The organism is Nonomuraea cavernae, from assembly GCF_040655715.1.
Classification (GTDB): Bacteria; Actinomycetota; Actinomycetes; order Streptosporangiales; family Streptosporangiaceae; genus Nonomuraea; species Nonomuraea cavernae_A.
The window spans coordinates 125,280-138,393 of sequence record NZ_JBFAKL010000015.1 but is presented as its reverse complement, the minus strand read 5'-3'; the positions used below and the strand labels follow the sequence as shown (position 1 = coordinate 138,393).

Sequence of the window (13,114 nt, the reverse complement as noted above, 5' to 3'; positions counted from 1 at the left end):
AGGTCAGAAGAGGGTGGGGTTCTCCGGCTCGATGCCGCGCAGCGCGGCGTAGTCGAGGGTGACGCAGTCGATGCCGCGGTCGGCGGCGAGCACCCGGGCCTGGGGCTTGATCTCCTGGGCGGCGAACACCCCGCGCACCGGGGAGAGCAGCGGATCGCGGTTGAGCAGCTCCAGATAGCGGGTGAGCTGCTCGACCCCATCGATCTCACCGCGCCGCTTGATCTCGACCGCCACGGTAGCGCCGCCCGCGTCGCGGCACAGGATGTCGACCGGGCCGATCGCCGTCATGAACTCGCGGCGGATCAGGGAGTAGCCGGGACCGAGCGTGGTGATGTGCTCGGCCAGCAGCTCCTGCAGGTGGGCCTCGACGCCGTCCTTGATCAGGCCGGGGTCGACCCCCAGCTCGTGGCTGGAGTCGTGCAGGATCTCGTCCATGGTCAGCACGAGCTTCTCGCCCGTCTTTCCGTGGGTGACCGTCCAGGTCTCGCCGTCCTCCTTGAGCTTGCATGGAGGGTTCATCCAGTTGAGCGGTTTGAAGGCGCGGTCGTCGGCGTGGATCGACACGCTGCCGTCGGCCTTGATGAGGACCAGCCTTGGCGCCATCGGCAGATGTGCCGTGAGCCGTCCGATGTAATCCACGCTGCATCGCGCAATGACCAACCGCATGACGGTCCACCCTACCGGCTCTGGAAAACTGGACACATGGTGTTTGAAATGGTGGGAGTGGTCGGGCTCGGCACGATGGGCGCCGGCATCGCGGAGGTCTTCGCGCGGGCGGGCTTGCGGGTGATCGGCGTGGAGGCCGATCCTGAGGCGCTGGCCAGGGGGCGCGGCCACCTCGAACGCTCCACCGGCCGCGCGGTCGACCGGGGCAAGCTGACCGGCGGCGAGCGCGACGAGATCCTCGGCCGCATCACGCTCACCACCTCGCGCGACGACCTGCGCGACGCCGACCTCGTGGTGGAGGCGATCCCCGAGATCCTCGACTACAAGGTGTCGCTGCTGGAGGACCTCGACCGCATCTGCAAGCCGGAGACCGTGCTGGCCACCAACACCTCCTCGCTGTCGGTCACCGCCGTCGCCGCCGCGACGGGGCGGCCCGGCCGGGTGATCGGCCTGCACTTCTTCAACCCGGCGCCCGTGATGAGGCTGGTCGAGGTCGTGGGCACCGTGGTGACCGAGCCCTCGGTGGTCGCCGGCATCACCGAGCTGTCCGTACGGCTCGGCAAGACGCCGGTGACGGTGGGCGACCGGGCCGGGTTCGTGGTCAACCGGCTGCTCCTGCCCTACCTCAACCAGGCCGCGGTGCTGCTCGACCTGGGCCTGGCCGGGCGCGACGAGATCGACGCGGCCATGAGACTCGGCGTGGGCCTGCCCATGGGGCCGTTCGCGCTGCTCGACCTGATCGGGCTGGACACCGCCTACGAGATCATGGGTGTGCTGTTCGACGAGACCCGCGACCGCCGCCACGCGCCGGCGCCGGTGCTGCGCGAGCTGGTCACCGCCGGGTTGCTCGGCCGCAAGACCGGCCGCGGCTTCCACGGCGACGAGACCGCGCCGCGCGAGCCGGAGCAGGTCGCCGGTGTCACCTTCGGCGTCGCCGGCGACGACCCCTCCTCGATCGCCGAGGCGCTGACCAAGGCGGGGTTCGCCGGGTCGGACGATCCCGACGTGCTGCTCCGGTTCTCCGACCGGCCGGTGGTCGAGCACGCCGTACGCCTGCGCCGCCCCTCCTCGCTGGTGGGCGTTCACCTCGTCGGCGACCGGGTGGCCGAGCTGGCCGCTACGGTGCTCACCTCGCCCGAGGCCGCCCGCGCCGCCGCCGGCCTGATGACGGCCATCGGCCGCACCCCGGTGCCGTGCAAGGACCGGGCCGGATTCGTCGTCGACGCGCTGCTCTACCCCTACCTGAACGACGCGGTCCGGATGTACGACTCGGGCTATGCCTCGATCGCGGACATCGACGCCGCCATGCGCCTCGGCTGCGGCTACCCGGCCGGGCCGTTCGAGATGCTCGAGTCGCTGGGCCTGGCCCGGGTCCGCGACGGGCTGCGCGCGCTCTACGCCGAACACCGCGAGCCCGCCTACGCTCCGGCCCCGTTGCTCGACCACCTGGTCACGGCCGGCATGACGGCCTTGCCTCGGCCATGAGCCCTCGTCGCGCCCGTCGCAGGGAGCCCTCCCGCCCTGTCGCCTTCTCCCGGAGCACCGACCAGGTCGAGCAATGGCCGGACGGCGACTGGAAGGTGCGCATGCTTACGGGCTCGGCCTCGGGCAAGAGCTACCGGTGTCCCGGTTGTGACCAGGAGATCACGGCCGGCCAGCCGCATCTGGTCTGCTGGCCCGACTGGCCCGGCGGCGACGAGGAGCGACGCCACTGGCACGGGGCCTGCTGGCGCAAGAGACTTGACCGCGGCCCCGGCCGCAGCCGTTACTGACGACCGAAAGGACCCCCGTGGAGATTCGCGCGGCGACGGAGCTGCCCTCCCGGCGCGAGCCGATCGAGCTGCACACCGGCGACGGCCTGACCCTGGTCGGCGAGCTGGCTCGTCCCCTCGACCGGCCGCCGGTGGCCACCCTGGTCACCCTGCATCCGCTGCCCACCCACGGCGGCTTCATGGACAGCCACGTCTACAAGAAGGCCGCCAACCGGCTGCCCGCGCTCGCGGACCTGGCGGTGCTCCGCTTCAACACCCGGGGCACGTCGTCCGACCGGGGCACGTCGCAGGGCGCGTTCGACAAGGGGGAGGGCGAGCGCTTCGACGTGGCGGCCGCCCTGGAGTACGCCGAGTTCCACGATCTGCCGCACATCTGGGTGGTGGGCTGGTCCTTCGGCACCGAGCTGGCCCTGAAGTGGGCGCACGACCCGGTGGTGCAGGGGGCCATCCTGCTGTCGCCGCCGTTGCATCGCGCCACCGACGACGACCTCGACGCCTGGGCCCGCTTCGGCCGGCCGCTGGTCGCGCTGGTGCCGGAGTTCGACGACTACCTGCGGCCCGAGGAGGCCCGGCAGCGGTTCGCGCGGGTGCCGCAGGCGGAGGTCATCGGGGTCGACGGGGCCAAGCATCTGTGGGTGGGGGAGCCGTCCGTGCGCGTGGTCCTGAACGAGATCGTCAAGCGGGTCAACCCGGCCGCGTACCCACTGCCGACCGAGGTCTGAGCCGGCGGGTGGAAATCTTCTCCTGACCGGTACGCGGACCGCCGGCAATTTCTTCCAGACTGACCCCATTCCTGATGAAATCTGCCATTCGGATATGGACGGATGGCTTTGCCGCAGTCACAATCCGAGTGTCAAGTGAAGATCGTGGAGACGCCGGAGCGGTCGCTGACCCGTACGGCATCCCGAGCTCGGCAGGGGTGTGTGGCGCATGCGGGTCGTTCGCGGACTGATGGCCGTGGTGCTGGCGTGCGCGTTAGCGGCGGCGCCCGGCGATCGTCCGGGCGCCGCCGCCGCAGACACGGGACCACACGACACCGCCGGTCGGCGGGGCGACAGCCCGTCCCCCGAGGAGTCCGCCCTCACCCGGGCCCGCAGGACCGGGCAGCGGGTCGAGATCGAGGCGATGCGCGGCGAGACGCGCCAGGTCTTCGCCGGCCCGGACGGCACCATGGTGCTGGAGCAGCACGCCCGGCCCGTGCGGGTGCGCCAGGCGGGCCGCTGGGTGGCCGTTGACCCGACGCTCCGGCTGCTGCCCGACGGCTCGGTCGCGCCTGTCGCGACGGCGGTCGACCTGACCTTCTCAGGCGGCGGGAGCGCGCCGCTGGCCCGGATGGCACGCGGCGGCAAGGCGCTGGAGCTCGGCTGGCGGGGCGGGCTGCCGAAACCGTCACTGAACGGCGACACCGCGACCTACCCCGAGGTGTTTCCGGGAGTGGACCTGCGGGTGCGCGCCGACGTCGACGGGTTCTCCCACGTCCTGGTGGTCAAGTCACGGGAGGCGGCCCGCGGCGAGGCCCTGGCCGAGGTGAGCTTCCCGCTCTCGACCAGCGGGCTGAACATGAAGTCCACCGACGGCGGCAACCTCGAGGCCGTCGACGCGAACGGTGGCACGATCTTCACCGCGTCGCCGCCGATGATGTGGGACTCCTCGGGCACGACCGCCACCGCGCGCACGTCGGTCACCGAGACGGGGCCGCCCTCGGACGCCCGGCACGAGGTGATGGACGTCGAACTCGACGGCAGGCGGATGGTGCTCAGGCCGCACCGGGGCATGATGGAGGATCCGAAGACCCGCTATCCCGTCTACCTGGACCCGTTCTTCTCGGCGGCCCGTGGCGCGTGGACGTCAGTGTGGAGCAACAACCCCACCTCCAACTTCCTCAACGCCAACGACGTCGCCCGAGCCGGACACGTCTCCGGGCAGACCAACCGGTCCTTCTTCCAGATGAACACCGGATCGGCCATCCACGGCAAGCAGATCATCAAGGCGACGCTGCGGACGTACGAGACGTGGTCCTACTCGTGCACCAAGAAGCCGGTCGAGGCCTGGTCGACCAACACGATCAGCAAGAGCACCACCTGGAACAAGCAGCCGACCTGGGTCAAGAAGCTCTCGACGGTGAGCGCGGCCAAGGGCTGGGGCAGCGCCTGCCCGGCCGGCGGGGTGGAGTTCGACGTCACCTCCCAGGCGGCCGACGCCGCGGCGAAGGGCTGGCCCAACATCACCATCGGGCTGCGGGCCTCGAACGAGTCGGACAACTACGGCTGGAAGAAGTTCAAGAACAATCCCAGCCTGGTGATCGAGTACAACTCGCCGCCCGACGCGCCCGTCGCCGCCGACGCCTGGTCCGACCCGGGAGGCGGCTGCGTCACGGGCGACGGGCGGCCGGTGATCAGCAGTACCGTGCCGAAGCTGTGGGCCAAGCTCCGTGACGCCGACAACTCGGTCATGGGCCGGTTCGAGTGGTGGGACGCCGCCGGCACGAAGGTGGGAGAGCGCCTCACGGCGGCGCAGGGGACGGGCAGCGCCTTCTACGCGGTCGTCCCGGCGGGCGCCTTCGCCGACGGTGCGCTGATCCGCTGGCGGGTCCGCGCCGAGGACGGCAAGGCCGACAGCGCGTGGAGCCCCTGGTGCGAGGCGACCGTGGACGCCTCCGCCCCTGGCAGCGAGCCGGGCGTGACCTCGCCGGAGTACGCCGAGGGCGTCTGGAACGACGGCCTGGGCCTGGCCGGCACCTTCACCTTCACCCCCAACGGCGTCACCGACGTCACCGGATATCTCTACGGGCTGGACGTCGCGCCGAAGACCGAGGTCGCGGCCGGGCCGGACGGGTCGGCGACGATCCGGCTCACTCCGCGCCACGACGGCCCCAACGTGCTGTCGGTACGCAGCAAGGACCACGCGGGGCAGCTGGGCCCGATCAACACCTACCTGTTCAACGTCAACGCCGGCGCGGGTCCCGCCGGGCACTGGACGCTGGACGAGGGGCAGGGTCTCGTGGCCGCCGACCGCACGGGGGCGCACGGCGCCGTCCTGTCCGGCCCGGCCACGTGGACGACCGGCAGGACCGGCCTGGGCCTGCGGCTCGACGGCGGCCACGCGCAAACCTCCGGCCCGGTCGTGTCCACCCAGCGCAACTTCACGGTCGCCGCCTGGGTGCGGCTGACCGGCACGGGCGCCACCGCGACCGCCGTCGGCCAGGACGGCGGGCGGACCGGTGGCCTGGCCCTGCAGTACTCCAAGGCCGACGACCGCTGGGCGCTGAGCCGTACCGTCGCGGACGTGGACGGGGCGGCGAGCGTGCGCGCGCTGTCGCGGGCCGCGCCGAGGCTCGGCGAGTGGACCCACCTCACCGGGGTCCACGACACGGCCGCGGGGGAGTTGTCGCTGTACGTCAACGGCCGCCTGGAGTCGTCGGTCCCGTTCAGCCGGCCCTGGGAGGCGACCGGTCCCCTGACCATCGGCCGGGGCCTGGCCGCGGGAGCGGGCGCCGAACTCTGGCCCGGTGACGTGGACGAGGTCCGCGCCTACGGCCGGGCGATGTTCGGCGACGAGGTCGCGGACCTGGTGAACAGCGCCGCGACGCTGGTCGGGCACTGGAAGCTGGACGAGGACACCGGCGTCACCGCCGCCGACTCCTCCGGCCGGGCGTCGGCGGCGACGGTGGGCGGCGGCGCCACCTGGACCGACGGCTGGCTGGACGGCGCGCTGGCCCTCGACGGCGTGGGCGGCCACGCGCAGACCGCCGCACCGGCGGTCAACACCGCCGCCGGGTTCACCGTGGCCGTGTGGACACAGCTCGACTACCTGCCCACCGGCGACGCCGCCGCCGTCTCCCAGGCGGGCGCCCGGGCCAGCGGTCTCCGGCTCGGCTACGACAAGGAGCAGAGGCGCTGGGTTCTCGGCATGGCCGCCGCCGACACCGACACCGCCGCGCTGGTGCGCGCACGGTCCGACGCGGTCCCCGCGCCGCTGGAGTGGACCCATGTCGCCGGGGTCTACGACTCGCTGGCGGGCGAGCTGCGCGTGTACGTCAACGGCCGGCTGTCCGCCGTCACCGGCCACGTGAGTGTGTGGAACGCGGCCGGCCCGTTGCAGGTGGGCCGGTTCAAGAGCGCGGGTGCCTTCACCGGTCACTGGCCGGGGACCGTTGACGACGTCCGCGTGTACGACGGCGTGCTCAGCGCCGGTCAGATCTCCCAGTTAGCAGCCCAGTAACCCCTTCCACTGATCGGGTGAGGTTCGCATGGATGTGCCGACCGAGTTAGACCTGCCGGAATCCCACTGGAATCGTTTTCAGGAGCAGCCGCTGCGCCAGTCGCCGTGGCCCCGGCGGCTGGCCACGCTCCTGGCGGTCGTCGTCGTACTCCCGCTGGCACCCACTGTGCCCGCGAGCGCCGCGCCGGCCGCCGCTCCCGCCGTGCGGAAGGAGACGCCGGTCCGCGGCAAGCCGGTCCCGGTGCTGCCCCGGGAGGCGGATCCGGCCCGGGAACAGGCGTGGAAGGCTCCACCGGGCGTCGGCTGGCCGAAGCCGCAGACGGTCGAGCTCTCGACGGCCGACGGCGCCCGTACCCTGGCGGCCGGCTTCCCGGTCCGCGTCGCCGCGCCGAAGGCTTCGGCGGAGAAGCCGGCGGAGGGGTCGGCTGAGGCATCGGCCGAGGAGTCGGCGAAGGCGCCGGCCGCGACTTCCGCGCCCGAGCGGGTCCGCGTCGAGCTGCTCGACGCCGCGCCGACGGGCCGGCTCGGCCTCGCCCTGCGGCTGACCCCCGGCCAGGGGATCGCGGCCACCAGCGGCAGGACCCGAGTGGAGATCGACTACTCCGGCTTCCGGCACGCCTTCGGCGGCGACTACGGCGCGAGACTCCGGCTGGTGCGGCTCGACGAGTGCGCCCTGAACGCCGCCACGGCGGCCCCCGGGACCTCCTGCCCGCTGCCCGTGCCGGTGCCCGGTGAGAACGACGCGAAGGCGGGCACGCTGACCGCCGACGTCGAGCTGCCCGCGCTGTACGCGCTGGCCGCCGCACCCTCGGGGCCGTCCGGAGACCACGCGGCCACCTCGCTCAGCCCTTCGGCCGACTGGAGCGTCGGCACCCAGTCGGGCGACTTCAGCTGGTCGTACGGCCTGCGCTCGCCGCCCGCGCTGGGTGACGACGAGCCGGAGATGTCGCTCGCCTACTCCGCCCAGAGTGTGGACGGCCGTACCGCGTCCACCAACAACCAGTCGTCCTGGGCCGGAGAGGGCTTCGAGCTGAGCCCCGGCGGCTACATCGAGCGTCGCTACAAGTCGTGCATGCTCGACGGCAAGAAGACCGGCGACCTGTGCTGGGACCAGGAGAACGCGACCCTGGCCCTCGGCAACTCGGCCGTCGAACTGGTCAAGGACGCCACGACCAAGCAGTGGCGGCCCAAGCGTGACGACGGCACCCGGGTCGAGTACCTCAAGGGAGCCGTCAACGGCGACAACGACGGCGAGTACTGGCGGGTCACCGACGAGCAGGGCATCCAGTACACCTTCGGGCTCAACCGCCTGCCCGGCTGGGCCACCGGCAAGCCGGAGACCAAGTCGGTCTGGACGGTGCCGGTGTTCGGCAACAACAGCGGCGAGCCCTGCTACAAGAGCGACCGGACCGCCGCCTGGTGCCAGCAGGCCTACCGGTGGAACCTCGACCTCGCGGTCGACCCCCACGGCAACGCCACCAGCTACTGGTACGCGACCGAGTCCAACTACTACGGCCGCGACATGAAGCCCGCGCAGGGCACCGTGTACGTCCGCGGCGGCTACCTGACCCGGATCGACTACGGCTACCTGCAGGGTGAGCTGTTCACCAGGTCACCCGCCGCCCGTGTCCTGTTCGACACGGCCGAGCGGTGCGTCCCGAGCGGCGCCGTCACCTGCGCGGCCGACCAGCTCAAGAAGGAAACCGCGAGCCACTGGCCGGACGTCCCCTTCGACCAGATCTGCAACTCCGGGGACAAGTGCACCGACCGGCTGTCGCCGACGTTCTTCACCCGCAAGCGGCTGGCCAAGGTCACCACCCAGGTGCTCAACGCCTCCGGCCAGCACTACGCGGTGGACTCGTGGACGCTGACGCACTCGTTCCCCGCGACGGGTGACGGTCTCAGCCCCTCGCTGTGGCTGGCGTCCATCCAGCAGACCGGCCACGTGGGCGGCACCATCTCGCTGCCCGCCATCACGTTCGCCGGGGTTCAGCTGCCCAACCGGGTCGACTCGGACGAGGGCCGCGCGCCGCTGATCAAGTGGCGGGTCCAGGCGGTGAACAACGAGAGCGGCGGGCAGCTCCGGGTCAACTACGCTCCCGCCGAGTGCCAGCCGGGCGCCGTGCCGGCCGCCGACCGCAACACGCGGCGCTGCTTCCCGCAGCGGTGGGCGCCGGCGGACGAGCCCGAGGTCACGGACTGGTTCCACAAGTACGTGGTGGCCCAGACGCTGGAGATCGACCGGGTAGCCGGGTCGCCGACGGTGGTCACCGACTACGAGTATCTCGACGGCGCAGCCTGGCACTACGCGGACAACATCCTGGTCAAGCCCGAGCACCGCACCTGGGCGGACTGGCGCGGCTTCGGCCGGGTCCGGGTCCGCGAGGGCGACGGGCAGGACGGCAGGCGACAGCTCACGGAGTTCAGGTACTTCCGGGGCATGAACGGCGACCGCCTGGCCGACGGCACCAAGCGCAGCGCGCAGGTCGAGGACAGCGAAGGCCGCAAGCTCGACGACCACGACCAGCTGAGCGGCTTCGAACGGGAGGAGATCCTCTACGACGGCGACGGCGGCGCGATCGTGACCGCGACGACCGAGGAGCCGTGGTCGCTCAAGACCGCCGAGTCCACCCAGGGCGGCGTCACCAAGGCCGCGCACATCGTCCAGGCCAAGTCCATGGTCACCCGCACCGCGCTGACCGGCGGCGCGTGGCGGCGCACCGGGGAGGATCGGGCCTTCGACCAGTACGGCCTGCTCACCCAGGTCGACGACAAGGGCGACCTGGCGACCACCGCCGACGACCAGTGCACGCGCTACAGCTACGCCCGTGACGCGGCGAACTGGCTGCTCGACTACACCAGCAGGATCCACAAGGTCGCCACCGGATGCGGCACCGGCGTGGCCACGCTGGCCGCCGATGACGTGCTCTCCGACGAGCGGGTGCACTACGACGGCCGGGCCTACGGGCAGGCGCCGGTCAAGGGCGACGTCACCACCGTCCAGGAGGTCGTCTCCGGAGACGGCGCGACCGTCAACGACGCCGTCCGCACGTACGACGCGTACGGGCGGATGACCAGCGAGACCGACTCGGTCGGCACGAAGGTCACCACCACCTACACGCCGGCGTCCGGCGCCCCGGTGACCGAGGTCAAGGAGACCAACCCCCTCGGCCACGAGGAGCGCACGTTCGTCGAGCCGGCCTGGGGCGAGCCCGTGGCCGAGATCGACGCCGGCAACCGGCGCACCGACATGGAGCACGACGCGCTCGGCCGCCTGGTCAAGGTGTGGCAGAGCGATCGCAGCAAGGCGGCCGGTCAGTCGCCCAGCACGGAGTACTCGTACCTGACCCGCGACGACGGTCCCAGCGTCGTCACCACCAAGACCCTGGGGGCGGACGGCGCCTACACCACCAGCCACGAGCTGTACGACGGCCTGCTGCGCTCCCGCCAGACGCAGGAGCCCGCACCGCGCGACGACCAGACGCAGGATCCGGCGCTGCGCGACGGGCGCACGATCACCGACACCTTCTACAACTCCTTCGGCGAGGTGGCCAAGGCCAACAGCGGCTACTTCAGCACCGGCGTGCCGGGCACCGACCTGCTCGGGGTGAGAGACACCGACGTCCCGAGCCAGTTCGCCTCGGTCTACGACGGGACCGGCGAGCTGAGCGCCCAGGTGCTGCTGGCCAAGGGCGTGGAGAAATGGCGCGCCTCGGCCACCCACAAGGGCGACCGGATCGACGTGACACCCCCGCCCGGAGGCACGGCCACCACCAGCATCGGCGACGCCGAGGACCGGCTGGTCGAGCTGCGCCAGTACAAGGGAGCCACGCCGACCGGCGCGTACGAGGCGACCAAGTACGCCTACGACGCGGCGGGCCGGCTGGCCAGCGTGACCGACCACGCGGGCAACGTGTGGCGCTACCACTACGACATGCGCGGCCGGGAGATCAGGACCGAGGACCCGGACAAGGGCGTCACGACCTTCACCTACAACGACGCCGACGAGATCGCCACCACCACCGACGCCCGGGGCAAGACCCTGGCCTACGTCTACGACGCGCTGGGCCGCAAGCGGGAGCTGCGCGAGGGCTCCACGACCGGCCCGCTGCTGGCGGAGTGGAAGTACGACGCGCTGGCCAAGGGACACCTGAACGCCAGCATCCGCTACGTGGACGGCCAGGCGTACACGGCCGAGATCAACGCGATCGACGTCGAGTACCGCACCCTGCGGCAGACCGTCACCGTGCCGGCGCGCGAGGGCAAGCTGGCCGGCTCGTACGTGCTCAACACCCGCTACACCCTCGACGACCAGGTCCAGTCCATCAGCTTCCCGGCGGCGGGCGGGCTGGAGGCGGAGTCGGTCGTCTACTCCTACGACGGGCTCAGCCAGCCGACCAAGGTGACGGGCCTGTCGTCGTACGTCACGGCCACCCGCTACTCCAAGATGGGCGAGACGCTCCAGCACGAGCTGAGCACCGGCGGCAAGAAGGCCTGGCTCACCTACACCCACGACGAGACCACCCGCAGGCTGACCCGGAGCCGGCTGGACCGCGACGGCGCCGCGTCGAGCGACCTGGATCTCAACTACACCTACGACCCGGCCGGCAACATCAGCAAGATCAGGGACCTGGCCGGCGGGCAGTCCAGGGACACCCAGTGCTTCATCTATGACCACCTGCGCCGCCTGACCTCGGCGTGGACGGCCACCGACGACTGCGCGAGCGGCACGCCGCGGTCGGACAAGATCGGCGGCGTCGCGCCGTACGCGACGAGCTACGCCTACGACTCCACCGGTAACCGGACGAAGGAGACCAAGCACGCGTTCGGCGGGAGCGCGGAGTCCGTCCGCTCCTACACCTATCCCGCGGCCGGCGCCAAGCAGCCGCACGCCGTGCTGTCGGCGGGCACCGACACCTTCGCCTACGACGAGACCGGCAACACCATCCGGCGCAAGGTCGGCGCCACCGACCAGACCCTGGTCTGGGACGCCGAGGGCAACCTCCAGTCGGTGACCGAGGCGGGCAAGGTCACCTCCTTCCTGTACGACGCCGACGGCGACCGGCTGCTCCGCAAGACGCCGACGGACGCCACCCTCTACATCGACGACATGGAACTGCGCCTCGACCTCGCCAAGAACGTCGTCGAGGCCACCCGCTACTACACCATCGGTGGCCAGCCGGTGGCGGTGCGCACGCCGGACAACCAGGTGTACTTCCTGGCCAACGACCACCAGGGCACCGCGCAGGCCGCGGTCAACGCCGGCAACGGAGAGTCGGTCGTACGCCGGACGACGCCGTTCGGCGAGGATCGGGGCGCGCCACCTCCGTGGTGGCCCGGCCAGCGCGGCTTCGTCGGAGGCGGGCAGGACCCGTCGACCGGGCTCGTCCACCTCGGCGCCCGCGAGTACGACGCGAAGAACGGGCGGTTCCTGTCCGTCGACCCCGTGATCGACGAGGACGATCCGCAGCAGCTCAACGGCTACGCCTACGCCAACAACAGCCCGGTCACGATGAGCGACGCCGACGGCCAGCTCGTCTGGTTCGTCGTCGCGATCGGGGTCAGGGTCGCGGCCCAGGTGATCGCCAGGAGGCTCGCGCTGGCCGCGGCCAGGCGCGCCGCCATCGCGCTGGCCAGGAAGCGGGCCCTCGCGCTGGCCAGGAAGAAGGCCGCTGACCTGGCCAAGCGCAGGGCCGCCGCGGCTGCCAAGAAGAAGGCCAAGGAGAAGGCGAAGAAGAAGGCGGCCGAACTGGCCAGGCGGAAGAAGGCGAAGGCCGCGAAGGAGGCGGCAGAGGCGAAGCGCAGGAAGGCCGCCGCCGAGGCGGCCAAGCGCAGGGCGGCCAAGACGCGTCGCCAGATCCAGAAGGCCAGCAAGCGCCAGCGGAAGGCCGCCGAGAGGTCCCGCAACAGACGCGCGAGCAGGGCTCCGGAAAGAGTCGCCCGGCAACGGCCGGCCCACCGGCCGACCAGCCATCGGGCGGCCCAGCGGGAGACGCCGGCCAGGGCCGGTCGCGCACCTGTCAGGCAGGGGCAGGTCTACAACATCAACGGCCAGACCCAGCAGACCAGATCCGTCACCGTCTACCGCGACGGCAAGTTGTACCCCGACGGGAGGCCACCGACCAACCCCAACGGCTCCCACCAACTGCAGAGGCAGGACTACAAGCCGTGGGAGCAGGAGCCGGCCCAGACGAGAACGGGCTCCATCGCCGAAGTGGGGGTCCGCGTCACCCGCTGGATCGACCAGAGCGGGATGGACGACCTCTTCGGGCTCTTCTTCTGACCGCTCGATCTCTGACCGCTCGATCTCTGACCATTCGATCTCTGACCATTCGATCTCTGACCGCTCAAGTCTCTGACCGCTCAAGTCTCTGACCGTTCCACCTCCGACCGGCCCGTCGTCTGACGGGCCCGGGCGGACCGGCGCGGGGCCGTGTGCCCCGCGCCGTTCGTCG

6 protein-coding genes are annotated in these 13,114 nt (G+C 71.6%); 5 read left to right on the top strand and 1 reads right to left on the bottom strand.

Going from position 1 to position 13,114, the window contains the following annotated elements; all coding sequences use genetic code 11:
• Window positions 1-3: 3 nt before the first annotated feature.
• A complete protein-coding gene (gene nucS / locus AB0I38_RS22615; RefSeq protein WP_358471163.1) occupies window positions 4-666 on the bottom strand; it encodes an endonuclease NucS in 663 nt (220 codons plus the stop codon).
• A gap of 48 nt (window positions 667-714) precedes the next feature.
• Between nucS and AB0I38_RS22610 the strand changes: the two genes are divergently transcribed.
• The 5 genes from AB0I38_RS22610 (at window position 715) to AB0I38_RS22590 (ending at window position 12,942) form a co-directional block, all read left to right on the top strand.
• A complete protein-coding gene (locus tag AB0I38_RS22610) occupies window positions 715-2,151 on the top strand; it encodes a 3-hydroxyacyl-CoA dehydrogenase (RefSeq protein ID WP_358471161.1) in 1,437 nt (478 codons plus the stop codon).
• Window positions 2,148-2,438, top strand: a complete 291-nt coding sequence (locus AB0I38_RS22605) for an ATP/GTP-binding protein (RefSeq protein ID WP_358471159.1) — start codon at window positions 2,148-2,150, stop codon at window positions 2,436-2,438. Before AB0I38_RS22610 ends, AB0I38_RS22605 begins: the two co-directional genes overlap by 4 nt.
• 17 nt (window positions 2,439-2,455) lie before the next feature.
• The gene (locus tag AB0I38_RS22600; protein WP_358471157.1) at window positions 2,456-3,160 is read left to right on the top strand and encodes an alpha/beta hydrolase; all 705 of its coding nucleotides are present in this window, start codon (window positions 2,456-2,458) and stop codon (window positions 3,158-3,160) included.
• Between the two features lie 208 nt (window positions 3,161-3,368).
• Window positions 3,369-6,659 (top strand): LamG-like jellyroll fold domain-containing protein, encoded by a 3,291-nt coding sequence (locus AB0I38_RS22595; RefSeq protein ID WP_358471155.1) that lies wholly within the window; start codon window positions 3,369-3,371, stop codon window positions 6,657-6,659.
• Between the two features lie 34 nt (window positions 6,660-6,693).
• Window positions 6,694-12,942: an RHS repeat domain-containing protein gene (locus AB0I38_RS22590; RefSeq protein ID WP_358471153.1), complete on the top strand. Its 6,249-nt coding sequence runs from the start codon at window positions 6,694-6,696 to the stop codon at window positions 12,940-12,942.
• Window positions 12,943-13,114: the final 172 nt, after the last annotated feature.